25 protein-coding genes are annotated in these 26,162 nt (G+C 61.3%); 10 read left to right on the plus strand and 15 right to left on the minus strand.

Translation table 11 applies throughout. The features are described from left to right. Nucleotides 1-48: 48 nt before the first annotated feature. The 8 genes from DBR46_RS29270 to DBR46_RS29305 form a co-directional block, all read right to left on the minus strand. On the minus strand, nucleotides 49-819 hold the full coding sequence (locus tag DBR46_RS29270) for an SDR family NAD(P)-dependent oxidoreductase (RefSeq protein WP_124529780.1): 771 nt from the start codon (nucleotides 817-819) through the stop codon (nucleotides 49-51). A gap of 28 nt (nucleotides 820-847) precedes the next feature. Beyond that, nucleotides 848-1,906, minus strand: a complete 1,059-nt coding sequence (gene rhaT, locus DBR46_RS29275) for an L-rhamnose/proton symporter RhaT (protein WP_124529782.1) — start codon at nucleotides 1,904-1,906, stop codon at nucleotides 848-850. Between the two features lie 40 nt (nucleotides 1,907-1,946). Next, on the minus strand, nucleotides 1,947-2,267 hold the full coding sequence (gene rhaM, locus DBR46_RS29280) for an L-rhamnose mutarotase (RefSeq protein WP_177414141.1): 321 nt from the start codon (nucleotides 2,265-2,267) through the stop codon (nucleotides 1,947-1,949). Next, nucleotides 2,267-3,142, minus strand: a complete 876-nt coding sequence (locus DBR46_RS29285; protein WP_124529784.1) for an amidohydrolase — start codon at nucleotides 3,140-3,142, stop codon at nucleotides 2,267-2,269. Before DBR46_RS29285 ends, rhaM begins: the two co-directional genes overlap by 1 nt. A gap of 70 nt (nucleotides 3,143-3,212) precedes the next feature. After that, nucleotides 3,213-4,646: an aldehyde dehydrogenase gene (aldA, locus tag DBR46_RS29290; RefSeq protein ID WP_124529786.1), complete on the minus strand. Its 1,434-nt coding sequence runs from the start codon at nucleotides 4,644-4,646 to the stop codon at nucleotides 3,213-3,215. A 10-nt stretch (nucleotides 4,647-4,656) separates the two neighbouring features. Then, the gene (locus DBR46_RS29295) at nucleotides 4,657-5,457 is read right to left on the minus strand and encodes an HpcH/HpaI aldolase/citrate lyase family protein (RefSeq protein WP_124529788.1); all 801 of its coding nucleotides are present in this window, start codon (nucleotides 5,455-5,457) and stop codon (nucleotides 4,657-4,659) included. Between the two features lie 11 nt (nucleotides 5,458-5,468). Next, nucleotides 5,469-6,653 carry an L-rhamnonate dehydratase gene (rhmD, locus tag DBR46_RS29300; protein ID WP_124529790.1) on the minus strand — a complete coding sequence of 395 codons (1,185 nt, stop codon included), beginning with the start codon at nucleotides 6,651-6,653 and terminating at the stop codon, nucleotides 5,469-5,471. 16 nt (nucleotides 6,654-6,669) lie between these two features. Then, nucleotides 6,670-7,965: an MFS transporter gene (locus DBR46_RS29305; RefSeq protein ID WP_124529792.1), complete on the minus strand. Its 1,296-nt coding sequence runs from the start codon at nucleotides 7,963-7,965 to the stop codon at nucleotides 6,670-6,672. Between the two features lie 117 nt (nucleotides 7,966-8,082). Here DBR46_RS29305 and DBR46_RS29310 point away from each other — a divergent pair, with 117 nt between their 5' ends. From DBR46_RS29310 to DBR46_RS29325, 4 genes are all read left to right on the plus strand, one after another. Further along, nucleotides 8,083-9,012, plus strand: a complete 930-nt coding sequence (locus DBR46_RS29310; protein WP_124529794.1) for a LysR family transcriptional regulator — start codon at nucleotides 8,083-8,085, stop codon at nucleotides 9,010-9,012. A 92-nt stretch (nucleotides 9,013-9,104) separates the two neighbouring features. Beyond that, nucleotides 9,105-9,611 (plus strand): sigma-70 family RNA polymerase sigma factor, encoded by a 507-nt coding sequence (locus DBR46_RS29315; RefSeq protein ID WP_124529796.1) that lies wholly within the window; start codon nucleotides 9,105-9,107, stop codon nucleotides 9,609-9,611. Then, nucleotides 9,608-10,516, plus strand: a complete 909-nt coding sequence (locus DBR46_RS29320) for a FecR domain-containing protein (protein WP_124529798.1) — start codon at nucleotides 9,608-9,610, stop codon at nucleotides 10,514-10,516. The genes DBR46_RS29315 and DBR46_RS29320 overlap by 4 nt, the downstream gene beginning before the upstream one ends. Before the next feature lie 148 nt (nucleotides 10,517-10,664). Continuing rightward, complete coding sequence (locus DBR46_RS29325) at nucleotides 10,665-10,880, plus strand: molybdopterin-binding protein (protein ID WP_003173733.1); 216 nt, start codon at nucleotides 10,665-10,667, stop codon at nucleotides 10,878-10,880. Between the two features lie 58 nt (nucleotides 10,881-10,938). Here the strand turns inward: DBR46_RS29325 and DBR46_RS29330 are convergent, their stop codons facing one another. Then, nucleotides 10,939-11,166 carry a hypothetical protein gene (locus DBR46_RS29330; protein WP_124529800.1) on the minus strand — a complete coding sequence of 76 codons (228 nt, stop codon included), beginning with the start codon at nucleotides 11,164-11,166 and terminating at the stop codon, nucleotides 10,939-10,941. A gap of 346 nt (nucleotides 11,167-11,512) precedes the next feature. On the opposite strand from DBR46_RS29330, the gene DBR46_RS29335 reads away from it, so the two are divergent. Beyond that, a complete protein-coding gene (locus DBR46_RS29335) occupies nucleotides 11,513-15,748 on the plus strand; it encodes a hypothetical protein (RefSeq protein WP_256659420.1) in 4,236 nt (1,411 codons plus the stop codon). A gap of 62 nt (nucleotides 15,749-15,810) precedes the next feature. Here DBR46_RS29335 and DBR46_RS29340 read toward each other — a convergent pair whose 3' ends face one another. After that, on the minus strand, nucleotides 15,811-16,956 hold the full coding sequence (locus tag DBR46_RS29340) for a MalY/PatB family protein (RefSeq protein WP_124529802.1): 1,146 nt from the start codon (nucleotides 16,954-16,956) through the stop codon (nucleotides 15,811-15,813). Between the two features lie 165 nt (nucleotides 16,957-17,121). Here DBR46_RS29340 and ggt point away from each other — a divergent pair, with 165 nt between their 5' ends. Continuing rightward, on the plus strand, nucleotides 17,122-18,846 hold the full coding sequence (gene ggt, locus DBR46_RS29345) for a gamma-glutamyltransferase (RefSeq protein WP_124529804.1): 1,725 nt from the start codon (nucleotides 17,122-17,124) through the stop codon (nucleotides 18,844-18,846). Between the two features lie 136 nt (nucleotides 18,847-18,982). On the opposite strand, the gene DBR46_RS29350 is transcribed toward ggt, so the two are convergent. The 3 genes from DBR46_RS29350 to DBR46_RS29360 all read right to left on the minus strand — a co-directional run bounded on the left by DBR46_RS29350 (nucleotide 18,983) and on the right by DBR46_RS29360 (nucleotide 21,843). Continuing rightward, nucleotides 18,983-19,507 carry an AAA family ATPase gene (locus DBR46_RS29350; protein WP_124529805.1) on the minus strand — a complete coding sequence of 175 codons (525 nt, stop codon included), beginning with the start codon at nucleotides 19,505-19,507 and terminating at the stop codon, nucleotides 18,983-18,985. Further along, nucleotides 19,504-20,067 carry a nicotinamide riboside transporter PnuC gene (pnuC, locus tag DBR46_RS29355; protein ID WP_124529807.1) on the minus strand — a complete coding sequence of 188 codons (564 nt, stop codon included), beginning with the start codon at nucleotides 20,065-20,067 and terminating at the stop codon, nucleotides 19,504-19,506. The genes DBR46_RS29350 and pnuC overlap by 4 nt, the downstream gene beginning before the upstream one ends. 141 nt (nucleotides 20,068-20,208) lie before the next feature. Next, complete coding sequence (locus DBR46_RS29360) at nucleotides 20,209-21,843, minus strand: methyl-accepting chemotaxis protein (protein WP_124529809.1); 1,635 nt, start codon at nucleotides 21,841-21,843, stop codon at nucleotides 20,209-20,211. Between the two features lie 197 nt (nucleotides 21,844-22,040). Here DBR46_RS29360 and DBR46_RS29365 point away from each other — a divergent pair, with 197 nt between their 5' ends. Both DBR46_RS29365 and DBR46_RS29370 read left to right on the plus strand, forming a co-directional pair. Next, the gene (locus DBR46_RS29365; RefSeq protein WP_124529811.1) at nucleotides 22,041-22,871 is read left to right on the plus strand and encodes an undecaprenyl-diphosphate phosphatase; all 831 of its coding nucleotides are present in this window, start codon (nucleotides 22,041-22,043) and stop codon (nucleotides 22,869-22,871) included. Next, nucleotides 22,868-23,251, plus strand: coding sequence for a DUF1294 domain-containing protein (locus tag DBR46_RS29370; RefSeq protein WP_124529813.1), 384 nt, complete (start codon nucleotides 22,868-22,870; stop codon nucleotides 23,249-23,251). Before DBR46_RS29365 ends, DBR46_RS29370 begins: the two co-directional genes overlap by 4 nt. Here DBR46_RS29370 and DBR46_RS29375 read toward each other — a convergent pair. Together DBR46_RS29375 and DBR46_RS29380 are read right to left on the minus strand one after the other, a co-directional pair. Continuing rightward, on the minus strand, nucleotides 23,240-23,596 hold the full coding sequence (locus tag DBR46_RS29375; protein ID WP_124529815.1) for an MmcQ/YjbR family DNA-binding protein: 357 nt from the start codon (nucleotides 23,594-23,596) through the stop codon (nucleotides 23,240-23,242). The genes DBR46_RS29370 and DBR46_RS29375 overlap by 12 nt on opposite strands. Then, nucleotides 23,593-24,501, minus strand: coding sequence for a LysR substrate-binding domain-containing protein (locus DBR46_RS29380; protein ID WP_124529817.1), 909 nt, complete (start codon nucleotides 24,499-24,501; stop codon nucleotides 23,593-23,595). Before DBR46_RS29380 ends, DBR46_RS29375 begins: the two co-directional genes overlap by 4 nt. A 124-nt stretch (nucleotides 24,502-24,625) precedes the next feature. Here DBR46_RS29380 and DBR46_RS29385 point away from each other — a divergent pair, with 124 nt between their 5' ends. Then, nucleotides 24,626-25,237 carry an FMN-dependent NADH-azoreductase gene (locus tag DBR46_RS29385; protein ID WP_124529819.1) on the plus strand — a complete coding sequence of 204 codons (612 nt, stop codon included), beginning with the start codon at nucleotides 24,626-24,628 and terminating at the stop codon, nucleotides 25,235-25,237. A 211-nt stretch (nucleotides 25,238-25,448) separates the two neighbouring features. Then, nucleotides 25,449-26,162: dienelactone hydrolase (locus DBR46_RS29390; RefSeq protein WP_124529821.1), on the plus strand; the 714-nt coding region annotated here is incomplete at its 3' end.

The raw sequence follows: 26,162 nt of genomic DNA on the forward strand, positions 1-26,162 counted from the left end.
CAAGCCCGCTCCCACATTGGTGCTGTGGTGTTTTGGAGAGAGTGGGTGTTACTGCAAGTTTACGTACAGCCCGCCATCGACCAACAAGGACGCGCCGGTCACATAACGCGCCATGTCCGAAGCCAGGAACACGATCGGCCCGGCGAGGTCATCCGGTTCACCCAGGCGACCCAACGGCGTACGCGACGTCATATAAGCGAGCTTCTCCTCATCCGCCAAATCCTCTTTGTTGATATCCGTGGCGATCGTCCCCGGCAGCACCGAGTTGCAACGAATCCCATACGGCCCCAGTGCAATCGCGCAGGATTGCATCAACGAATGCAGGCCGGCCTTGGTCGGCGTGTAGTGGGTCTGCATGCCGCCGCCCACCAGGGCGCTGATGGAGCTGACCGCGATGATCGCGCCGCCCCGGCCTTGGTTTTTCATCTGGTTGGCCGCAGCCTGCACGGCAAAGTAGGCGCCGTTGAGGTTGGTGTTGACGGTCTTCAGGTAGACCTCGCGGGGCATGTCGAGGAATGAGTGGAACGGGCAGATGCCGGCGTTGTTGACGAACACATCGACGCTGCCGAAGGCCTTCACCGCGCCGGCCACCAGCTTGTCGCCGGTGTCCGGGTCGGCCGCGTCGCCGCCCACTTCGATGGCTGCGCCGCCAAACGCCTTGATCTCTTCGATCAACGAATACGCCGCCTCGGTGCCCTGGCCGCTGCCACTGTGGCCGATGACCACGCGGGCGCCCTGGCGCGCACATTCACGGGCGGCGGCGCGGCCAATGCCACGGGAGGCACCGGTGATGATCACGGTTTTATCTGCAAGCAACATAACAACACTCCTTCAAAAATAAGCGGCCTCAGCCGAGGTAATTGCCGTAGCCGACCATGGCGATTGCGCCGAGGATCACCGCGATCCCGGCCACCAGCACGCCTTTGTTGGCAGCACTGGTGCCGTGCCATTCGCGGAAATACAGGCCCCAGCAGTTGGACACGATGATGATGAATGACATGTGCAGCACCCACGAGCTGGCGTCGTTCTGCAGGCGGCTTTCGCCCATGCCGTAGAAGAAGAACTGCAAGAACCACAGCGTGCCGGCGATGGCCACCAACAAGTAGTTGCCCAGCAGCGGGGTGCTGCGGTCGGTGTAGTTGTGGAAGGTGCGGTTGCGCCAGTTCAGCCACAGGCACCAGAGGCCGTTGGTGGTGAGGCCGCCCCACATGATCACCATAAAGGTCACGTTGTTCTGGAACAGGCTGTTGGCGCCATGCTCCACTGCAGCGGCGGCGAGTGGGCGCCCGGCGGAGATGCCGTAGCTGAAACAGGCACTCAGTACGCCGGAAATGACCGCCACCAGCATGCCCTTGCCGAGGGAAAACTCGCTGACACTGGCGAACTTCACCGCCTGGGACACTTCCCGTTCCTTGATCAGCCCGGCCTTGCCGCACACCGCGATGCCGACCAGCGACACCGCCACGCCCCACAGCACCCAATGGCCGCCCTGGGAAGCCAGCATCGAGGTCAAGGTTCCTTCGGTTTCGCTGGTGAACAGGTCGCGGTACAGCGCCGGCATCAAGGCGCCTAGGGCCGAGGTGAGGCCCATGATCAGCGACATGCCCAGGGACAGGCCGAGGTAGCGCATGGTCAGGCCAAACGTTAGCCCGCCGATGCCCCACAACACGCCGAACATATACGTCCACAGCAGCGTGCTGGTGTCGGCATCGCGCAGGATCTGCACCCAGCCCGGCACTGTCAATTGCGCGGCAATCAGCGGCACGATCAACCAGGACACCAGGCCACCGGTGATCCAGTAGCTTTCCCAGGCCCAGCCGCGGACCTTCTTGTAGGGGATGTAAAAACTGCCGGAAGCGAAGCCGCCGATAAAGTGCAGAATCACACCGAAGAGAATGATTTCCACGTAGTCGAATCCTTTTTATTGTTGTTGTGGGCTGTGTTGGTCAGGGGCGCGTGAGCTGGAACATGGGCTGTAGATCAACGCTGACCGGCGAGGCATCCGCGTGGCTGGGCATGATGTCCTGCATGTGGTTCCACCAACGCTGCATCAGCGCGGTGCCGGGCAGTGCATCCAGGCCGTGGGCGTCCTCGTGGGTCAGCACGGCGAACAGCGCATTGGCAGGCTTATCGAGGAAAATCCGGTAATCCACCACGCCGGCGTCCAGCAGGGCCTGGGCCAGCTCGGGCCAGATCTCGTCGTGGCGCTTGCGGTACTCATCGGCCTGGCCGGGGTTGAGGTTCATGCGAAAGGCGCGGGTCTGCATCAGTGGGCTCCTGCGTCGGGGGTGTAGACCCGTACCGCGTTGTGCACGAAGAATTTGCTTTGTACTGCCGCGGGTTTGTCGGCCATGCAGCGTTTGACCAGGCCCAGGGTGGTGGCGAAATCCGCCAGGTAATCGCTGTTGGGCCAGTCGCTGCCAAAGAAGCAGCGGTCTTCACCGAAGGCTTGCCACAGCACGGCCAGGCGGTCGTTGTAGAACGCCGTGTCGCGGATCAAACCCTGAGGGCCGACTTGCGGGATTTCCGCCAGTTTGGCAAACACATTCGGCCGTTCGGCCAGGCGCAACAGGTCGGCGTGATAGGCCGCTTCTTCACCGGTTGGCACCTGGGCGTTGGGCAGGTGATCGACGATGATGCGCAGCTCGGGCAAGGCATCGCTGAGGTGCAACAGGCCCTTGATCAGGCGCGGGTTCGGGTTGGCGCTGTCCAGGCTGCGGCCGGTGGCGGCGAGTTGGCGCAGGCCATCGATAAAACCGGGGCGGGTCTGATCCAGCAGCAGGTCGCGGTCCCACAGGTTGCCGTAGCGCAGGCCGAGGAACAGCGGCTCGTCGGCCAGCGTCTCGAGGTCATGGGCGAACTCTGCGTGCAACGGGTCGAGGTTGCCGACAAAGCCGAGCATGCGCGGGTCGCTGCGCAGGGTGTGCAGCAGCCAGCGGTTGTCGTCGCGCCAGGGGCTGGCTTCCACGGCAATCGCGCCGACCACATTGTGCGGCGCGGCCAGCGCCCAGTAATCCTCCGGCAGATGCGCGGCGTACAAGCGGTTTCCCGGCTCGGGCCATGGGATGCCTTGGGGCCGGCGCGGGTCGAACAGGTGCAGGTGGCTGTCGATGATCGGGCCGCTGTAGGGCGTCAAGGGCATGGGGCAGTCCTTATCGGAAGCACTTTAGGAAGGGCCCGCACGCTACCGTGACCGGGCCCGTTTAACCAGATCAGCTCTGCAGGTACACCACATGGGTATGGGTGTATTCGTACAGGCCATGCTTGCCGTCGGCACCGCCGATCCCGGATTTGCGCACGCCGGCATGGAAGCCCTGCATGGCTTCGAAGTTCTCGCGGTTGACGTAGGTTTCACCAAAGTCGAGCGCGCGCACCGCGTGCATCGCCTTGCCCAGGTCGCGGGTGTAGATCGACGAGGTCAGGCCGTAGTCGCAGTCGTTGGCCATGGCGATGGCTTCGTCGAGGTCGTCGACAATCTGGATCGGCAGCACCGGGCCGAAGATCTCTTCGCGCATGATCTCCATGTCGGCGCGGCAGCCGGCCAACACTGTCGGCTGGAAGTGAAAGCCTGCGCCCAGGTCGGCAATCTGCCCGCCGGTGATCAAGTTGGCGCCCTGGCTCAGCGCGGTGCGCACCTTGCGATTGACGTTATCCAAGCCCTGGCGGTTGATCAGCGGGCCCATTTCCACATCGGCCTGGGCCAGCGGGTCGCCGTAGCGCGTGGTGGCCATCGCCGCGCTGATGCGCTCGATAAACTGGTCGGCGACCTTGCGCTCCACGTAAACCCGCTCGGCGCAGTTGCACACCTGGCCGGTGTTGATGATGCGCGAATCGCGGATGGCCTTGACCGCCAGTTCCAGGTCGGCGTCGGCCAGCACAATGGCCGGCGCCTTGCCGCCCAGTTCCAGGTTGAGCTTGGTGATATTCGGCGCGGCGGCGGCCATGATCCGTGAACCGGTGGCGACGCTGCCGGTAAAGCTGATCATGTCCACGCCTGTGTGAGAGGTGAGGGCGCCGCCGACCTGGCCGTCGCCGCACACCACGTTGAACACGCCGGCGGGCAGGTCGGTTTCGGCGACGAGCCTGGCGAATTCAAAGCAGTTGTTCGGCGTTTCTTCGCTGGGCTTGATCACGATGGTGTTGCCGGTGAGAAGTGCCGGCGCCATTTTGCGAGCGATCAGGAAGAACGGGAAATTCCACGGCAGGATGCCGGCCACCACGCCCAGTGGTTTGCGGAACAGGAAGATATTTTCGTTCGGGCGGTCGCTGGTGATGATCTCGCCTTCGATGCGCCGCGCCCACTCGGCCATGTAGTCGAGGTAGTCGGCGGTGAAGTTCACTTCGACCTCGGCCAGCCCGCTGACCTTGCCCTGTTCCAGGGTGATGGTGCGCGCCAGGTGCGCCACATTTTCGCGCAGCTTGGCGGCGATCCGGCGCAGGTGCCCGGCGCGTTCGATGGCCGGTTTACGCGCCCAGTCTTTTTGCGCATGGCGGGCAGCGGCGAGGGCCTGGTCGACATCGGCGGCGGTGGACGCCGGCACCTTGGACAGCAGCGCACCGGTGGCCGGGTTGAGTACGTCGAGGTGCGCTTCGCTGGGTACGAAGCGGCCGTTGATGAAGTTCTGGTACACGGGAACGGATGACATGGGCAGCTCCTTAGTAGGTACGCGACGGGGCTTTGTTCTCGCCAGCCGGGCGATAGCGGGCGAGGGTGGCCAGGGCGCTCTGGCGCAGCAGGCTGATGTCGATGGCCACCGCGATAAAGCGGCAACCCCAGGCCTGGTAGCGGCGTGCGTCTTCTTCATTGGGCGCGAGGATGCCGCAGACTTTGCCAGCGGCGAGTGTCGCGTCCACCGCGTGCTTGATCCGCTCCTGCACCTCGGGATGGCCGGGGTTGCCGGCGTGGCCGAGTCCGATGGACAGGTCGGCCGGGCCGATGAACACCGCGTGCACCCCTTCGACGGCGGCAATTGCGGCGACGTTTTCCACGCCCAGGCGCGACTCCACTTGCACGATCAGGCACAGCTCTTCATGGGCGGTGGTGAGGTAATTGTCGACGCCGTCCCAACGGGTGGCGCGGGTCAAGCCGCCGCCGACGCCACGGATGCCGTGGGGCGGGTAACGCATGGCGCGCACCAGGGCCTGGGCCTGTTCGGCGGTTTCGACCATGGGGATCATCAGCGTCTGCGCGCCAACGTCGAGCAGTTGCTTGATCAGGTTGGCGTCGCCATTCACCGCGCGTACTACCGGCGCGGTGGCGTAAGGCGCCACGGTCTGCAATTGGTTGAGCACGCTGGGCACGGTGTTCGGTGCGTGCTCGCCGTCGATCAGCATCCAGTCGTAACCGAGGCTGGCGACGATTTCGGCGGCGTAGCCCGTGGCGAAACCGGCCCAGATGCCGTACTGCGTGGCGTCGTTGGCCAAGGCGGCCTTGAAGCCGTTGCGGGGCATATTCATGGCAGGTTTCCTCAGCGGTTGTAGGGACGGTGCAGTTGGCAGTCCGGGTTCAGGTCAACGCCGAAGCCGGGTTTGTCCAGGGCCGACAGACGCATGCGGCCATTCACCGGCACTGGCTCACCGAGCAGTTGCGGGTGGAACATCGGCACCACTTCATCGGCCTTCGGCGCCATCATCAGGAACTCGGCGAACGGGCTGTTATGCCGGGTGGCGACGAAGTGGTAGCTGTACACCGAGGAGCCGTGGGGCACGACCATGGCGTTGTGCGCATCGGCGAGGGCGGAGATTTTCACCAGTTCGGTGAGGCCGCCGCACCAGCCGACATCCGGCTGGATGATGTCGCAGCAGCCCATTTCCAGGAGCATGCGGAACCCCCAGCGCGTGGCTTCGTGTTCGCCGGTGGTCACCAGCATGCCCTTGGGCACGTTGTTGCGCAGGGCGGCGTAGCCCCAGTAGTCATCCGGCGACAGCGCTTCTTCGATCCACTTGAGCCCATGTTCATGGGCGCCGATGGCCAGTTTGGTCGCGTAGTTCAAGTCCAGGCTCATCCAGCAATCGAGCATCAGCCAGAAGTCCGGGCCGACCCGCTCGCGCATGGTGGCCAGTTCTTCGAGATTTTTGCGCAGGCCTTCTTCGCCTTCGCTGGGGCCGTGGTGCAAGGGCATCTTGCCGCCGATAAAGCCCATCTTCTGCGCCAGGTCGGGGCGCGCGCCGGTGGCGTAGAACTGCAGTTCGTCACGCACCGCGCCGCCGAGCAGGTGGTGCACCGGTTCCTGGCGCAGTTTGCCGAGCAGGTCCCACAGCGCCAGATCGACGCCGGAGATCGTGTTGATCACCAGGCCCTTGCGCCCGTAGTAGAGGGTGGACTGGTACATCTGGTCCCAGATCTTTTCGATGTCGGTGACGCGGGCGCCTTCGATAAAACGCGCCAGGTGCTTCTCGACGATATAGGCCGCAGGTTCGCCGCCGGTGGTCACGGCGAAACCGACGGTGCCGTCGCTGGCCTCGATCTCCACCACCAGCGTGCCGAGCACGTTGATGCCGAAGCTGCGACGGCTCTGGCGGTACTCGGGGTATTTGCTCATGGGTGTGGAGATATGGTCGTCGATCCAATGGCCGTCGCCCTGGTCGTGGTAGTCGGCGCCGCCGCCGCGCAGTACAAAGGCGCGCACGTGTTTGATGGTGAGGTTGCCCATGGTGTGACTCCTGGAGTTAAACAGTGGCCGGCGTGTTCGACGCTTTAGGGCCGGGTGAATGGATGCCCAGTACCAGCAACGCAGCCAGTACCGTGGTGGCGGACAGCAGGTACAAGCCGGCTGCCGGGGAATGGAAGGCGCCTTCGGCCCAGTGCTTGAGCACCGGCGCGATAAAGCCGCCGAGGGCGCCGAAGGAATTGATCAGCGCAATGCCCGCTGCGGCGGCGCTGCCGGCCAGGTAGCTCGACGGAAAGGTCCAGAACACCGGCTGCACCGCGATAAAGCCGGAGGCGGCAAAGCACAGGGCAAGCATGCCCAGCAGCGGGCTGGCAAAGGTCACCGAGCAGGCGATGCCGGCGGCGGCCATCAGCAGGGTCAGGCAGGCGGTTTGCCGACGTAGGCCGGTGCGGTCGGAATAGGCCGGAATCCACCAGGCCGCAAACAGCGCGCACACCCACGGAATCGCCGAGACCAGCCCAACCATCAGGCCGACCTTGGTGCCGAGCAGGCCACCGACTTGGCTCGGCAGGTAAAACACCACGCCGTACACACTGGCCTGGATCAGCAGGTACACCAGGCACAGGTACAGCACCGACGGTTGGCACAGCACGTTGAGCAGGCTGCGGCCGTGGGAGGTTTTGTGTTGGTCTTCCTGGTCCAGCAGGGTCTGGATTTGCTGGCGCTCATCCACGCTGAGCCACTTGGCATCGGCAGGGCGGTTGTCCAGGTAGAAGTAGGCCCAGATGCCCACCACCGAGGCCATCAAACCCTCGACGGCGAACAGCCATTGCCAGCCGTGGATGCCGGCCCAGCCGTCCATTTCCAGGAGCAAGCCAGACAACGGGCTGCCGAAGATAAACGCCAGCGGTGCGCCAAAGTAGAAGAAGCCCATGGCCTTGCCGCGCACGGCCTGGGGGAACCAGTAGGTGAGATAGAGGATCACGCCGGGGAAGAAGCCGGCTTCGGCCACGCCCAGCAGGAAGCGCAGGACGTAGAAGCTGGTTTCGTTGTGGGCGAAGACCATCGCCGCCGAGATCAGGCCCCAGCTGACCATGATCCGGCACATCCACAGGCGGGCGCCGACACGGTGCAGGATCAGGTTGCTCGGCACTTCCAGCAGCGCGTAGCCGACAAAAAACACACCGGCGCCGAAGGCAAACGCGGCATCGCTCAAGCCTGTGTCGGCCTGGAAGGCTTGCTTGGCAAACCCGACGTTGGCGCGGTCGAGAAACGCCATGATGTACATCAACAGCAGGAAGGGCAGCAGCCGCCAGGAAATCTTGGCGAGCAGGGGCGCGGGCAGGGTTTTCATAATGGCAGTCCGATGTTTTGTTCTTATGGGCCGGACTGTACGGCGGCCGAGCAATGCGCTACAAATCGAATCTCGCTTACAAGTGATAACCTCAGGGTATCGATAAGAAAGGTGAAAATGCGTAGTCCCAGCCTGTTCAACCGTTTGCGCTACAAGCACCTGCATATGCTGGTGGCCCTCAGTTCCAGCCAGAACCTGCACCGGGCGTCCCAGGCCCTGAACATGTCGCAACCGGCGGCCACGCGCATGCTGCGGGAGATCGAGGACATGTTTGGCTGCGACCTGTTCGAGCGCTTGCCACGGGGCATGCGCCCCACGGCCTTGGGCCTGGAGCTGATCCGCTTTGCCGAATCGGCCCTGAGCGGCCTTGACCGTTGCGCCGAAGACTTGATGGCACGCCAGCAGGGCGGTTATGGCTACCTGTCCATCGGCACCATCATGGGCGCCGCGCCGGACCTGGTGATGGACTGCATCGCGCAGATCAAGGCGCTCAACCCGCAACTGCGCATCCGCATCATGGGGGACACCAGCGACCAGGTGATCCAACTGCTGGAGCAGGGCCGCATCGACCTGGCCATCACCCGCCGCAACGCTGCCACCGACAGCGAGCACTACAGCTTCGAACCCCTGGGCAACGAACGCATGCTGGTGGTGGTGCACGCCGGCCACCCGCTGGCTCAGCGTGAGCACGTGCCGCTGGCGGAGTTGGTGCGCGACTGGCCGTGGATTTTGCAACCGCAAAGCAGCCCGGCGCGGATCGGTTTTGATCAAGCGCTGCAAGACCTTGCCCTGCCGAGCCCGGCGGACATCATTGAATGCAGCTCGGTGTATTCCATGCAGCAGCTGATCCAGCTGACTGACGCGGTGATGGTGTTGTCGGAAAGTGCCCTGCGCGATTACCTGAAAATGGGCCTGGTGGTGGCCCTGCCGGTGGCGCTGGATGTGCGCCTGGCACCGTTTGGGCTGTTGTTGCGCAAGGGCGAAGGGGTGGGGCGCGAGTTGGCGTTGTTTATTGACTTGCTGCGGCAGAAGGCGGCGTTGCTCTAAACATCACGTAGAAAAGATCATGGTATGCCGCAGCGATATTAAATAGAATGAATCTCATTTGAGACATGATCGCGCCGCGCAGGTTGCTTGCCATGAATGATGTTGTCGCCCCCGAACTGACGCTGTCGAGCCTGTACCGCGACCATCGCAGTTGGCTGGAAAGCTGGCTGCGCCGGCGTCTGGGCAATGCCTGGGATGCGGCGGACCTGAGCCAGGATACGTTTCTGCGGGTGCTCGCCAGTGCCCAGCCGATTGCGCAGATGCAGGAGCCCCGGGCTTACCTGGTGACGGTGGGCAAGCGTTTGCTGGTCAACTTTCATCAGCGCCGCAGCCTGGAACAGGCCTATCTGAATGCGCTCGCCAGCTTGCCTGAGGCGTGCGTGCCGTCCCCCGAGCAACGCTGGCTGCTGCTGGAAACCCTGCAGGCCCTGGACGAATTGCTCGATGGCTTGCCGGTGTTGGTGCGCCGTGCGTTTTTGTGGAGCCAACTGGAGGGCTTGGGTTATCGCGAGATCGCCGAGCGCCTGGACGTGTCCGAGCGCACGGTGAAACGCTACATGGCCCAGGCCTACGAACACTGCCTGCTGGTGGACCTGTGAGTCGCGACGTCGCCCGTGCGGCGGCCCAGTGGCTGGCGCTGCTGGAGTCCGGTACCGCCACCGAAGGGGATCACGCCGCGTTGCAACACTGGCGCGACAGCCACCCGCAGCACGAACAGACCTGGCAAAAAGCCCAGACCTTGCGCCAGCGCTTCGGCGGCTTGCCCCAGGCGTTGGCGATGGCCAGCCTCGACCGCCCGCAACCGGGCCGGCGTGCTGTGCTCAAGCGTGCACTGGGCGTGGCGGCGCTGCTGCCGACGGCGTGGCTGATCAGCCGCCAGTTGCCCATCGAGGTGTGGCGTGCCGATGTGCACACCGCTACCGGTGAACGCAAACGCCTGCCGTTGCCCGATGGCAGCAGCCTGCAACTCAATACCGCCACGGCGGTCGATGTGGACCTGGCGCAGCGGCGCATCACCTTGGTGGACGGCGAACTGGCGTTGAACGTGCCGGGCACTAAGCCGTTGACCGTGCACACGCGCTACGGCGAGCTCACGCTGAGCCAGGCCGAAGTGTGTGTCCGGCAACTGGCGTCGGGGTGCCGGGTGTCGGTGCTTAAAGGCGTGGTGCAGGTACGCGACCTCAACGGGCAGTTGGCGACGTTGCAGGCTGGTCAGCAAGCGCCATTGAACACCCGCGGCCTCGGCGCCTGGCTGCCGTTTGACGTGCTGCAACTGGGCTGGCGCGACGGCGTGTTGACCGCACAGGACCAAGGGCTGGGGGATTTCTTGCGTGAGCTGGAACGCTATCGCCCTGGCGTGCTGCGCTGGGAACCGCGCCTGGAAACGTTGAGGGTGACCGGCAGTTTTCGCCTGGACGACACGGACCGCATCCTCAACCTGCTGGCGTCGACCCTGGGCTTCAAGGTGCAGGCGCGCACGCGGTATTGGGTCACCCTCAGTTGAATGCTGTGGGTTGGCCACGCGCACTCTCTATATATCTATAAGATATAAATAAAGAGTTATTTATTCCTTTTAAGTTTTTGTCCGCTGCGGCATCTTGAGGGCCTGCGCATTCGTGCGGATTGACCCAACAGCCAAAAGGAAAGCCGACATGACCATTAAAGCGATCAACGTGCGCAACCAGTTCAAGGGCGTGATCAAGGAAATCCTGCTGGGGGAAGTGGTGTCGGAAATCGACGTGCAAACCGCATCCGGCATTGTCACTTCGGTGATCACCACGCGCTCGGTACGGGATCTGGAATTGAAAGTGGGCAGCGAAGTGATTGCCTTTGTGAAGTCCACCGAAGTGTCCATCGCCAAGCTTTAAATGATGGCCCCCCGCGCACAGGCGGGGGCATTTGTAGCGGCGTTGATCAGTCGATGCGTTAAAAGATCTGTTTGATCATCGCCGGGCTGAACACGCTTTTGCCGGTGCCGTCGATCACGGTGAACGACTGCGCGTCGCCGGCGGCCCCTGCGTAGGCCCGGCCATCACTTTTGTTGATGATGTCCCGGGACAGCAGGGCCATTTCTCCGCAGTTGCCAGCGCCGGTCTTGGTGATCAGGTCACCTGCATTCAGCAGGCCCCCTGGGCAGCCGAAATTCAGATGCACGCTGGCGTCGAACTCACTCTACCTAATCGGCCTGATGAGTCCCGGCGCGGAAAAGTCTGATAGCCGCCCTGCATAAGGGCTTGGTAGGTTGACCTGAATCAGGACTGTCAGCCACAGGGACGATAGGTTTTACAACTCCGCCGAGAGGTCCGTTGTGCAAATTCCGTTCCCTGTTAGTTCGTCGTCGCTTGGATTTTCCTCCTTTCCTGTTCGTGACACCGACGTACGCACTCCTGAACACGTGCCTGCGCCAACGCTTCGCCGCGTGTCCCGGGACACTTCGGGGGAGGATCGCAGCTCCCCTTCCAATGGTATTCCGGATTCCGATGTTCCCGAGCTATTTCTAATGAAAGTGAGCACGGCTAAGCATGAACTCACCCGCAGTGAGTTCATGCGAGGATATAACGCGTCCTCTTCAGTCACGCTGCCTGGTTATTCCGGGTCAATGAGTGACGTGGCGCTTATGCGGATAGCACTGGATAACAAACTAAGTCCGGAGCAAAGCGGTGCCTTGCTGCGTATCGCAGAGCAGCGTGTTATTAACGCTACGCAAAACATTGTGAGAACGTTCACTAAAATAATTTCAGACAATGGCATAAAAGTAACGCCCGCATCACAAAGCTACTACCTGTCCATGGTGAACCAGTTGGCGGGAGGGGAATGTGCAGGGCTGTCACATCTCCTGTCTTTGGCGGTAGCGGAGGGTAAGCAACAGACATTTCTGAGTAACCTCTACTACGCCGTTGCCAATCCGGATACGCCGGAGTCCCAGGCGTTCTTCATGAAAATTTCCGAGGTACAAGCCCGGGTAAAACACCGTGGGGTTGCGCATGATCCTGCCACTGTAAAGGTCGCGCCTTATACCGATATCGCCCCCCAGCTGATTAATTCACCAACCACCAAGACGATCCTGATCAGCAGTGAGGGGCATCGTCTGACCGCTGGCGTTATCGTTGACCCAGAGGGAGGGCGAACGTATTACTTCAGTGATCCCAATCATAGTTTTACTGAGGTTGTTACTGAACAGTCATTTCGGGGTGTGTTGGACAAAATATTTACCGATTCCAGGTTGAAACACTTCATTAAACCTTTGAAGGATTTTCCGGGCGAACCGAAATACCTCATCAGTGTTTTTAATCGCAACTATATTCCGGAGATTTCCGGCGCCAGCAACGACATCAAGTTCATGTATGAACGTTCCTTGGATGGGCTGGACGCTGTCAGTGTGTTGAAGGCGGGAGGGTTGCCGACGGTAGATGATTCTCGCCTTAAAACCTATACCCCTGAGAAACACGCTGAAGGGGATTATGACTATGTGCTGCAGAAGCTGGATACGATGCAGGCCAGTCGCGGGATACCGCAATATCATGAGGCGAAGGCCGCGCTGGAGTCAGTCAAGATCTTCATCGACAAGCACCCTGCTTCGAGCCTCATGCCGGCCATGCAGAAACTCGAGCAGCGTCTGGAGAAGGTGATCAATGAGGCGTCTGCGCCCACTGAATACCCCTATGTATTTGAGCACATGGAACGAGACCGGGTGCGACTGGCCGAAGACAAAGTCGGTAAGCCGAGGCATTTTCAGACTGACGTTATTGACGGCAAGACCGTTGATATAAAGAGCAAAACTGGGGTCGGTCCCGACAAGATAGCGCGTGTGAGCGATGCCATAAAAGAAGCATTGACGAAACTCTCGCAAAGCGACCCGGCCGCGGCCCAGGCGGTTGGCAACAAACTCAAGGTGGTTATTGCCAACCATGGTGATCAACCTGAAACACGACTGTTGTTTGACTCCCCGCCGACGTTGGTCATAGGTGATGATTTTTTTGCCTCGCCGTCTGCGAATGACACCACTGTTGCCGATCGAATAGGGGGGCGGGCTAAAGCAGGTGGAGGCGACGCTCAAGCCCAGAAACAAGGGGCGCTGATTGCGGGCAAGTTGGGCATGCTCGGTTATTACAAAGCGGACTCCAGTGGTTTTTTGGAGGTCGTGAACAACAAAGAGACCTTTCGCGATGGCAGCGGCAAAGTAAGCCCTCGCGCGACCCGAAGCCCTGGTGACTTTTTGGAGGAGTCTTTCACCGCACGTCTCTACAATGGAACGCTCGACAGCGACACCGATGCCTCACTCAGGCGACTTTTCTCTCCCGCATCAACAGCCTCACCGTCCACCCCCGCCGCGGTACCCAGCAATCCGTTGCCGCCCAAGACACCGCAGGCTGCCAGCAAGCCGGTACCGAGTGCGCCAAGTTCACCGCCCCCCGCAGTGACGGCAATTAAAGACGCTGAAATAAAACGTCTGCAAGCACTTGATGCTAGTCATCCCCCGATCCGAATCGGAGAATTGGACGTCAGTCGGGTCGAACTCTACAAAATGGGTGTTCATGCCAAGGGTAAGCCGATTGAGAGCGTGTTGACCACTGATGCAGAGGGCCACATCAGCGCAGATGTGGAAATCGACTACAACCGTCTTATGGCTTATCTGAAAGCAACATCGCCGGATATCGGTGCGCGCGCAACAAGTGTTGTCAGTGAGGTAGCGGCCAAGCGCAAACCTGGCGTTTCACCGTTGGCTACCCGTGGGGACGGCGGTCTCGTACCTGAGCAGTTTCAAAAGCAACTCGATGACATGTCGCGCCATGCTGCAGCGATACTTGAAATGGAGCGTGGCGGTAAACCACCGCCTACAGATCTTTTCTCCTCGCCAGCGGCTGACGGACCTGGGGGCAAGACTCGGGCCGCTGGGCTTGGGTTCCAGGCGTTCAGCACCTACCAGGGGCTGCGGGCATCTATCGAGGCTTTTCAACAAGGGGATACGAAGGCTGGGGCCATCGGTTTGGGCACCGTGGCGTCGGACTACGTTGGAATGGGGGTGGAAGCCGGCGCTAACAAGCTTGCGAAACGCACGATCAGTAAAGTGGCTTCGCCCATCCTGGAGTTCAAGGCGAGCGCCGTCGGCAAGATGCTCGGTAAAGTCTCTGGAGCTGCCGGGGCGCTGTTCAGTGCGCCTTTTGATGTCTACAACGCTGTAGATTCGTTTAAGAAAGCTGCAAATAGTACGGGTAAAGAAGCTCAAGACCATTACGTCAGCGGTGCGTTTTCCGTGGCTAACGCCGCGACCTCAATCGCATTGTCGGCGGCATTCATGGCGGGAGCCAGTTCTGCCGGTCCTGCGGGGCTCATTGTGGCTGCCGTGTTGATGGTGGGGCAGACGATTTACTCGGCTGTACGTCAGGTGGAAGACATTGATGAACTGACGCCGTTGACGGGTGGGCAAAAGTTTACGGTTGGGTTGTATTCGTTCCTGGGTCTACAAACACCATTCAGTATCATGAAGCCGTATTTGGTGGCTAAGTACCGCAAGGCGTACGAGAGCGATAAAGAGACGCAGCATAAGGCGTTTTTGGAAGGGCCGGGAAAAGCGTTGTTTGAACGGGTTGTCTATGGCTCGCTGGATGTAGACGTTAAATCAAGATCGACAAGGGTTCCCTATCCGGCTGTTTTCAGTTTTCTTCCGGGTGTTGGCGTAACGCAGGTCATTACTGGCGGAATGCCTAGCTATGAGCCCATCGTTAATCAGCGAGGTGGCAACGATAATATTAGAGCCCCTGATAAAATATGGGCGGGCAAGCGTTACACCGTGGAAGGGGAGTCAGGGCCCAACAAAGCCACGCTTTGGGACATCGGCGAGGGTGATGACGCGGTGAAGGGCACGCATGAGAAACCCAACTATTTCTTGATGGGAGGCGGTAAGAAATTGATCAGCGGTGGTGATGCCGACGATACGGTCATCTTCAACGCTGATGCCCGTCAGACACTCCAGCAAGTGGCGGAAGTTGGGACGATCTGGGATGACAAGACGAATGGGTTCGGCAAACGGTCAACCGAACTCTGGGGGGAAGGTGGTAGCAATACGCTGATGTTTAATGGTGAACTAACGACCTCCCATACTGAACGTAATATGACCAGAAGTTATAGTTATGCGGGGCACCTCATTAACTTCAAAACGGGAACCATTGCGGTAGCGAATGAAGACTCGCACACCAGCGGTGCGACGCCCATTGCGCGGTTTCACTCCTTTTCTAACGCCGTCACGGTTGAGAAAGGCAAGAGCTATATCGTGGGTAACGAACAGAATAATGTGTTTACCCTGAACGGCGAGAAGGATGTGGTTTTGACCGGCAAGGGTGACAATGTTGTCGTAATCAATGGTGGTGCTACCGTTGTCGGAGAAGGCGGTTCCAATACCTATTTAATCAACAAGGGTGATAAGGATGTGGCCATTAAAGACCCGAACGACAGCGCTGTCAGGCTGGATTACAGCGCCACGCAAATCTCGGGTTGGAGTGTTTTACCCTCGGGTGATTTAACCGTAAATCTGAAGGGTGATAAGCCTGGAGAGGAGCGTAAGCTGATTATCCAGAATGCTTTTTCCGGCGCGGCGGAGGATGGAAGGGTGCGAACTATATTCGTCACCAACGACGGAGTGATGATGGCGGTCACCGCTCCGCGCCAGGCGGATTCAACCGTTCGTGTACCGCAGGTGACCAGCATGAAGGTTGAAACCAATAAACCCCAGGCTTAAGCCACGCCCAAGGGCGTGGCAATGCTTTCGACGGACTGGCAACGTGAAGGTGCCAGTCCGCCTCAGCGCTCTTTCAAGCTGCGCTCAATACGTTGCAGGCCTTCCTCCAGCAGGGCTCGTGGGCAGCCGAAGTTCAGGCGCACGAATTGCTGGCTGTCATCACCAAACTCGATTCCGGCGCTCAAGCCGACCTTGGCCTGTTCCAGGAAAAACTGCTGCGGGTCATCCAGGCCCAGGGCAGTGCAATCCAGCCATGCCAGAAAGGTGCCTTGGGGCGCGTGCATGACCACACCAGGCAAGCGGGTTTGCACGGCATTGAGCAGGTAGTCGCGGTTGGCTTGCAGGTACTGCTTCAGCGCGTCGAGCCATTCGCCGCACTGGCTGTAGGCGGCGCGGGTGGCTTCAAGGCCCAGCGGGCTGACGCTGTCGACCATGCCGCAACGGGCGTTGTTGAAGCGCTCGCGAATCTCGGCGTTCTGGATCACGGCAAAGCAGGTCTTCAACCCGGCAACGTTATACGCCTTGCTCGCCGACATCAGCGTGATGGTGCGCGCGGCGATCTCGGGGCTGAGGCTGGCGGTAGGGATGTGGCGGCGACCGTCGAAACACAGCTCGGCGTGGATTTCGTCGCTGATGATCAGCGCGCCCTGTTCCAGGCACGCGTTGGCCACGGCCAGCAATTCTTCACGGGGGAACACCTTGCCCATCGGGTTGTGCGGGTTGCTTAGCAGCAGCGCGCCGGCGCCGGCCAGGGCGTCGCGCAGGGCGGGCAGCGGGGTCAGGTATTCGCCGTTTTTCAGTTCGAACGGCACTTCGATTTTCGGCAGGTTCCAGTGCCCCGGCGCCAGGCGGATCGGGCGGTAGTTGGGGGTTTGCAACACCACCGGCTGGCCCGGTTGCACAAAGGCATGCAGGGCCATATTGAAGCCCGGCTCGACGCCCGGCAGGAACAGCAGGTCTTCAGGCTGCACGCGCCAGGCGTACTTGGCCCACAGGTCGGCGACGATGGCTTCACGCACATCCGGGCCGGCCACGCTGTAGCCGAGGATCTGCTGGTCGAGGCGCTCGCGCAGAGTCTGCAACACCGCGGGCGGTGCGGCGATGTCCATGTCGGCGATCCACATCGGCAGGACGTCGGCCGGGTAACGGTTCCACTTGGTACTGCCGGTACCGAGGCGGGGGTGGATCGTGTCGAAATCAAAACTCATGGCGGGCTCGTCAGGGCAGCTGGCGGGAAGTGGCGCGAAATATACCATGGGCTTTTCCGCGGCCGTTCTGTGACCGACAAGTTCTGTAATAAAAACGCCACTGCACTGGGGATTACATCTACGCCGGGCTATTTTGGTGCATCTCAATAACCAGAGTAGCCATGGATGAAATACCAACCCTTCAGCCGTACCTTGATTGCCACCGCGCTGGTGTTGACGGTCAGCGGTGTGCAAGCCGCGTCGCAAGCCCCCGTGGCTGGCGAAAATGGCATGGTGGTCACCGCCCAGCATTTGGCCACCCATGTGGGCGTGGATGTGCTCAAGGCCGGCGGTAACGCAGTGGACGCGGCCGTGGCCGTGGGTTATGCGCTGGCAGTGGTGTACCCGGCAGCGGGCAACCTCGGTGGCGGCGGTTTCATGACCGTGCAACTGGCGGACGGTCGCAAGACCTTTCTCGACTTCCGCGAAAAAGCCCCGCTGGCGGCCACCGCCAACATGTACCTGGATAAAGACGGCAACGTCATCGAGGGCCTCAGTGCCAAGGGTCACCTGGCCGTCGGCGTACCGGGCACTGTCTCGGGCATGGAACTGGCCCTGAGCAAATACGGCACCCTCAAGCGCGCCCAGGTGATTGCCCCGGCGATCAAGCTGGCGGAAAACGGCTTTGCCCTGGAGCAGGGCGATATCGACCTGTTGCACACCGCCACCGGCGAGTTTGAAAAAGACAAAGACATGCGCGGGATCTTCCTGCACAACGGCCAGCCGATGCAGGTCGGCCAGAAGCTGGTGCAGAAAGACCTGGCCAAGACCCTCAAGGAAATTTCGGCCAAGGGCAGCGACGGCTTCTATAAAGGCTGGGTGGCCAAGGCGCTGGTGGATTCCAGCCAGGCGGGCAAAGGCATCATCACCCAGGCCGACCTGGACAAGTACAAGACCCGTGAACTGGCGCCCATCGAGTGCGACTACCGTGGCTACCACGTGGTCTCGGCGCCGCCGCCGAGCTCCGGTGGCGTGGTGATCTGCCAGATCATGAATATCCTCGAAGGCTACCCGATGGCCGACCTCGGTTATCACTCGGCCCAGGGCCTGCACTACCAGATCGAAGCCATGCGCCACGCCTACGTGGACCGCAACAGCTACCTCGGCGACCCGGACTTCGTGAAGAACCCCATCGCCCACCTGCTGGACAAGGACTACGCCGCCAAGCTGCGCGCCGCCATCGAGCCGCAAAAGGCCGGTGATTCCCAGGCGATCAAGCCGGGCGTATCGCCCCATGAAGGCAACAACACCACCCACTATTCCATCGTCGACAAGTGGGGCAACGCGGTCTCCGTCACCTACACCCTCAACGACTGGTTCGGTGCAGGCGTGATGGCCAGCAAGACCGGGGTGATCCTCAACGACGAAATGGACGACTTCACCGTCAAGGTCGGCGTGCCGAACATGTACGGGCTGGTGCAAGGTGAAGCCAACGCCATCGCCCCGGGCAAGGCGCCGCTGTCGTCGATGAGCCCGACCATCGTGACCAAGGACGGCAAGGCGGTGATGGTGGTAGGCACGCCGGGTGGCAGTCGCATCATTACCGCGACGTTGCTGACGATCCTGAACGTCATCGACTACAAGATGAACATCCAGGAAGCCGTCGACGCGCCGCGTTTCCACCAGCAGTGGATGCCGGAGACCACCAACCTTGAGACCTTTGCGGTGAGCCCGGATACCCAGAAGATCCTTGAAAGCTGGGGCCACAAGTTTGCCGGACCACAGGATGCCAACCACTTGGCGGCGATCCTGGTAGGCGCGCCGTCACTGGGGGGCAAGCCGGTGGGGAACAACCGGTTCTACGGGGCGAATGATCCGCGTCGTAACACCGGCTTGTCGCTGGGTTACTAACGCCTGACGCGGTCAAAAATGTGGGAGCGGGCTTGCTCGCGAAAGCGGTGTGTCAGTCAAAGATATATTGGCTGATCCACCGCATTCGCGAGCAAGCCCGCTCCCACACAAGCCTGCTCCCACAGTGAGGGCAGTGTCAGGGCTGAAGTAGTCGCTCTACCGCTGCAAACGCCGCAACCCGGCGCTCTTCCCAATTCCCCTTGATCACCAACACAGGCTGTTGATGCTCCTGCATCCACTCCAGACTGCCCTGGAAAAACGCTTGGCGATCCTCCAGTTGCGGCTGGCATCGCTGTCCATCAGCCGTCCACTCCACATCATCCGGCGACAGCAGCAAGTGCAGGTCGTAGTGACGGGCCAGCAGTTCGCCGTCGAGCCATGCCGGGTAGTCGCCGAAGAGGACCTGACTCCAGAGTTTGTTGGTCAGCAAATGCGTATCGAGGATCAGCAGGCGCGGCTGCTGCGCGCGGGCGGCATCTTCCCAGGCCAATTGGCCGTGGGCGATGGCCGGGATGTCGGCCAGGGTGGTGTCGCGTTGATGGTGGTCGATGAAGTGGCGCACGTATTCGCCGACCATCAGGCCACCGAAATGTGCGTGCAGTTCAGCCGCTAGCCAACTTTTACCGCTGGATTCGGGACCGGCCAGTACCACCACTTTCATGATTGCAACGCCGGGTCGGCGCGCCACTCACGCCAGCCTTGCACGGCGATCACGGTGAACAAGGCGTAGAGGGCGGCGGTGAGGTACAGGCCTTTATAGAGGAACAGGCCGACGAAGATCACATCCACGGCAATCCACAGCGGCCAGCATTGCACGCGTTTTTGTGCCATCCACAGCTGCGCCACCAGGCTGAAACCGGTGAGGGCGGCGTCGAGCCACGGCTGTGCGGCGTCGGTCCAGTGGGCCATGGCGGCGCCCAGCAGCAGGCTGCCCACGGCGCCTATCGCCAGGCTGATGACAATCGCCGGCCCCCCCAGGCGGGTGACCTGACGGCCTTGCTTGACCTCGCCGGCGCGGGTCCACTGCCACCAGCCGTACAGCTGCAACACGGCGTAGACCACTTGCAGGAGCATGTCGGAATAGAGTTTTACGTCGTAGAACACCCAGGTGTAGAGCAGCACCATGATCAGGCCGATGGGCCAGCACCAAGGGTTTTGTTTGACCGTCAGCCAGACAGCGATCACCCCCAGGGCGGCGGCGAACAGTTCAAGCCCGGACATGGCGGTTCCTTGGAGGAGTGGGAGAGGGCGGGGATTGTAACCAGAGGCGTGCAATCTACAAAACACTGAGCACTGTCTGTGGGAGCTGGGCTTGTGTGGGACCTGGCTCCCACATGAGCCAGGTCTCACGATAGAACGGTGTTAGACCTTGAACTGGCGCAGCAGGCCATCCAGTTGTTCGCTGAGTCCGCGCAAGTGGGTACTCGCCACACTCGACTGCTGCGCCGCCAATGCGGTGCTGTGGGACAACCCCGCCGCCTGGGTGACGTTCTGGTTGATGTCTTCCACTACATGGGCCTGTTGCAAGGTGGCGCTGGCAATTGACGCATTCAAACCATTCAGATTACGCAGCGCCTGGCCGATGGCCGTAAGGCTGGCGCCGGCCTGGCCGGCTTGTTCGATGGTCAGTTGCGAGGCGCTGTGGCTGTCGCTGATCACCTTGACCGCTGCTTCCGAATGCCCTTGCAGGCGCTCGATCATGCCCTGGATCTCGGCGGTGGATTTTTGCGTGCGCTGGGCCAGCAGCCGCACTTCATCGGCGACCACGGCAAAGCCACGGCCTTGTTCGCCAGCGCGGGCGGCTTCGATGGCGGCGTTGAGGGCCAGCAGGTTGGTCTGGTCGGCGATGGAGCGGATCACTTCGAGCACGCTGCCGATCTGGGTGCTTTCCGCGGACAGTGTGCGCATCACTTCGACAGCCTGGCTGATGGTGCTGGAGAGTTGGTCGATCTGCTGCAAGCTGCCGTCGATATTGACTTGGCCTTGCTGCGCCTGGGCCTGGGCGTCGCGCATTTCGCTGGCGGCGTGTTCGGCGTTCTTGGCCACGTCTTGCACGCCGTAGGTGACTTCGTTGATCGCGGTGGCGACCAATTCCATCTGCTGGGACTGCTGCTGGCTGCGGTCATGGGCCTGGGTGGCGTTGCTGCCCAGCTCGGTCGATGACTGGCCCAGGGCGTTGGCGCACACCTGCAACTGGCTGACCACCTGGCGCAACTTGGCGGTGAAGCTGTTGAAGTGTTGCGACAGCTGGGTCACTTCGTCGTGGCCGTGGGTGTCGAGGCTGCGGGTCAGGTCGCTTTCGCCGCTGGCGATGTTGCCCATGGCGTTTACCGCCGCTTGCAGCGGGCGCACGATGCTGCGGGCGATCAGCGCCACCAGCAAGGCCATCACCACCGCAATGAGCAGGCCGATCACCGAGGCTTTCCACACTTGGCCGGTGAACTCGGCCTGCACATCATCCACGTAGACGCCGGAGCCGATGATCCAGCCCCAGGGTTCGAACAGTTGGATATACGAGGTTTTCGCCACCGGCGCATCGGCGCCCGGCTTCGGCCAGCGGTAGTTGACGATGCCGGCGCCCTTGGCCTTGGCCAGGACCACAAACTCGTTGAACACCGCAAAACCGTCCGGATCGCGGATCGCCGAGAGGTTCTGGCCGTCCAGCTTGGGGTTGGCCGGGTGCATGATCATCACCGGCGTGAGGTCGTTGATCCAGAAGTAGTCGTCATGGTCGTAGCGCAGGCCGCGCACCACGCTCAAGGCTTGTTTCTGCGCGGCGTCGCGGGTGAGGGTGCCGGTTTTTTCGAGGTTCTGGTAGTAGGCCAGCACGCCGCTGGCGGTCTGCACCACATGTTGGGTCTGCTGGCGCTTGGCCTGGTAGAGGTCGCCATGGATCTGCTTGAGCATCAACAGGCCCAAGGTCAACAACATCAACACGGCGACTATCAGGATCAGCCAGAGCCGGCGGCTGATCGACATGCTGCGCAAACTGTTCATCGTCCTGTCACTCCGTGCTTTTTTATAATTGTGGGCGCTGCATCGACTTTTACGCCTTGTCTGATAGGCTTTCGGCCTGTAATCGGAAAACCTGAGTACTGCCTGATTTTTCACGGGTTTTTTATACACCCGGCGTCAGTGAACCACTTAAAAAAGACTATCGAGGCCTGCCCCGCGCAGGGCCTTTTGGGGGAAGCATGGATTTTTGGACCGCCATACAGGCATTGATTCTTGGCGTGGTGGAGGGGTTGACGGAGTTCCTGCCGATTTCCAGCACCGGCCACCAGATTATTGTCGCCGACCTGATCGGCTTCGGCGGCGAGCGCTTTGAAGCGTTCAACATCATTATTCAATTGGGCGCGATCCTCGCCGTGGTCTGGGAGTTCCGACGCAAGATCCTGGACGTGGTCATCGGCCTGCCGACCCAGCGCAAGGCCCAGCGTTTTACGGTGAACCTGATCATCGCGGTGTTGCCGGCGGTGGTGTTGGGGGTGATTTTTGCCGACGCGATCAAGCACTACCTGTTCAACCCGATCACCGTCGCGGCCGCGTTGGTGGTGGGCGGTGTGATCATGTTGTGGGCGGAGCGGCGTGAGCATGCAGTGCACGCGGAGACGGTCGATGACATCACCTGGAAAGACGCGCTCAAGGTCGGTCTGGCCCAATGCCTGGCAATGATCCCGGGCACTTCCCGTTCCGGCGCGACGATTATCGGCGGCCTGTTGTTTGGCCTGTCGCGCAAGACCGCCACGGAGTTCTCGTTCTTCCTGGCCATGCCGACCATGGTCGGTGCGGCGCTTTACTCGGGCTACAAATACCGCGATCTGTTTCAGCCGGCCGACCTGCCGGTGTTTGCCATCGGCTTTGTGACCTCGTTCATCTTCGCGATGATTGCGGTCAAGGCCTTGCTCAAATTCATCGCCAGCCACAGCTATGCGGCGTTTGCCTGGTATCGCATCGCGTTCGGCCTGGTGATTTTGGCGACCTGGCAGTTCGGCTGGATCGACTGGTCTGCGGTCAAGCCATGAACATCCAGCACCCACGCTTGAAGGTTGCGATTTTCCTGCTGTTGTGCGCCGCGCCGCTGCTGGGCTCGGTGCTGCTGTGGCATCGCGGCGAGACGGTGCTGCCGCTGGCGGCGTATGGCGTGGTCAGCGTGCTGGCGTTCGTGTTGTATTGGCGTGACAAGCGCCAGGCGCAAACCGAGGGCCGGCGCATCCCGGAAAACATCCTGCATGCCGTCGAGCTGGCAGGCGGTTGGCCGGGGGCGTTGATTGCCCAGCAAGTGTTCCGGCACAAGACGCGCAAGGTGTCTTATCAGGTGCTGTTCTGGGCAATTGTGCTGCTGCATCAGGTGTTCTGGCTGGACCAGCTGTTCCTGGGCGGCACCTTGCTTTCAATCCTCTAGCAACAAGCCGACCTGTGTGCGCTTGGGCAGCTTGCTCACCACTAACTGGTGGGAGCGCTGCAACAAGCCACGCAGCTCCTCCGCGCCCAGCGGGTAGGGCGTGTTCATGATGATCCATTGCGCGCGCGCCAGGTAGGGCGCCGGGTGGATGCCTGGGCGGTCGACATGGCCGAGGAACAGATCCTTGTCGACCTTGAACGCCAGCGACTCACCGCGCAGGTTTTGCAGGGCGAACATCTTGTTGCCGGCAATCGAAAACACCCGTACGCCGCCCCATTTATAGTCCTCGCGCGCGCCGGGCAGGCTCAGGCAGAAGCGTGCGACTTGTTCTTCGGTGATCTTCATAGTAGACGGTCTCCGCAGCCTTTGAAGCCTTCTTCAAGGTAGTCGATCCAGGCCCGAATGGCTGGCAATACGCCACGACGATGGGGGTACACGGCTTGCAGCCAACCGCCCGGCAACGACCATTGCGGCAGCAGTTGCACCAGGCGGCCGCTGGCCAATTCCTCTTCGCAATACATCATCGGCAGCACGGTAAAGCCCAGGCCCATGATTGCGCTGGCTTTGCGCACGATAAAATCATCGATGCCCAGGCGCGCCTCCATCACCAGCTCGTGGGGGTTGCCCTTTGGGTCGAGGATGCGTTGATGGACCATGCGGTCCGGCTCCAGCGCACCGAGTATGGGCAGTTGCTTGAGGTCGTCGAGGCTGTTGATCTGCTTGCCGTGCACAAACGCCGGGCTGGCCACCAGCACCGTCTGGGCCTGGCGCAGGCGCTTGGTCACCAGTAGCGGGTCTTCATCCCCCAGCTCGCGCACGCGCAGGGCTACGTCGATGCCTTCCGCCACCAGGTCGACGCGGCGGTTGACCAGGGTCATTTCCAGTTGCACATGGGGATGGGCGGCGAGAAACCCGGCCACCAGTTCCGGCAGGATGTGCTGCGCCATACCCACCGGGCAACTGACCCGCAGCCGTCCACGGGCCTCGCTGGACATGCTGGCCACAGCCTCGTCGGCCATCTCGGCTTCCAGCAGCATGGCCTGGCAGTGGCGCAGGTAGCGTTCGCCGACGGCGGTGAGGGTCAGCTGCCGCGTGGTGCGTTGCAGCAGACGGGCACCCAGGCGGTCTTCCAGCTCGGCAATGCGCCGCGACAGCCGCGACTTGGGAATCCCCAGCAGCCGGCCGGCGGCCGCAAAACCACCGGCTTCGACGACTTTGGCGAAATAGTAGAGATCGTTGAGGTCTTGCATGGTCGGCCTATTGTCCTGTCAGTGGGACAAACTATCGCATTTCAGCTGCCTTATCGGCTATTGGTTTCATGCGTAGCATCACCACCATCTGATCGCCACTGACGATCCTACTCGGAGAACTCACATGAAACTGTTGCACATCGATTCCAGCATCCTCGGCGACAACTCGGCATCCCGTCAGCTTACCGCTGGCGTGGTCAAGGCCTGGCAAGCGGCTGAACCGGGTGTGGAAGTGACCTACCGCGATCTGGCGAGCGAAGGCATCAGCCACTTTTCCGGCCTGACCCTGGGCGCGCTGGGCACCGCTGCCGAGCTGCGCGACGCGGTCCAACAGCACGAGGCGCAATTGAGTGCTTCGTCGTTGGCCGAATTCATCGCGGCGGACGCGGTGGTGATCGGTGCGCCGATGTACAACTTCTCGGTACCGTCCCAACTCAAGGCCTGGATCGATCGCATCGCCGTCGCCGGCCAGACCTTCCGCTACACCGAAGCCGGCCCTGAAGGCCTGTGCGGTGGCAAGAAGCTGATCATCGTCTCCACCGCCGGCGGCCTGCACGCCGGCCAGGCCAGCAACGTCGGCCACGAAGACTACCTGAAGCTGGTGTTTGGCTTCCTCGGCATCACCGATATCGAGTTCGTCCGCGCCCAGGGCCTGGCCTACGGTGATGAAGTGCGCAACAAGTCGTTGAGCGACGCCAACTTACTCATCAACGAACAATTGTTCGCCGCCGCGTAAGGGTTATGTAAAAGTTCGCTATTGCCCGTTTCATTCTGAAAACGGGCGCCTAAACTCTGTATTCTGCTCGCCTAGAACGCGATCGGAGTACGGAGTTTTTTCGTTTACCCGCTGTCTTTTGACTATGGCCCAGGTTATGCAAGCTCGGGTTCAACACCCTGGACGTTTAATTCGACATGTCGGTTCTTACGCAACAAAGGTGGACATCCCCATGATGCGTCTTTGTGCTGTTTTGGTTCTTTCCCTGCTCGGCGGCCTGGTTTCAGTGCACGCCGCGCCTGCGCCGCACCCGCATTGGAGCGTGGGCTTTCATCGTATGACCTTTCTCGATCCGCTGGATTTGCAGCCGATGAAGGCCATCGCGTTCTACCCGTCCACCGATGTCGAGCACAGTACGCAACTGGGCGCTTACCACGTGGGCGCCGGTGAAGACGCCAAGGTCGCCATCGGCCGTTTCCCGATGTTGATGTTGTCCCACGGCAACACCGGTACACCGCTGGCCCTGCATGACCTGGCCACGTCCCTGGCGCGCAAGGGCTTTGTGGTGGTGGCGGTGCTGCACCCCGGCGACAACTACAAGGACCACAGCCGCCTGGGCACGTTGAGCAATCTGTACGGGCGGCCGATCCAGATTTCCGAAGCGATTACCGCGACCCTGGGCGACCCGATGCTGTCGCCCTTCGTCAACATCGATCAAGTCGGGGTGATCGGCTATTCGGCCGGTGGCGAGACGGCGCTGATCCTCGCGGGTGCGAAACCGGATTTCGACCGCCTGCGCCGCTATTGCCAGGAACGTCCCGAAGACCGCGACGCCTGCACCACCAAAGGCGAGTTGGTGGTGGACCGCGATGACTTGCAACCGCAAGCCGACCCGCGCATCCACGCACTGATGTTGATGGCACCGCTAAGGAATCTCCGAACAAGT

The sequence above is a fragment of the Pseudomonas sp. KBW05 genome (assembly GCF_003852405.1).
Taxonomy (GTDB): domain Bacteria; phylum Pseudomonadota; class Gammaproteobacteria; order Pseudomonadales; family Pseudomonadaceae; genus Aquipseudomonas.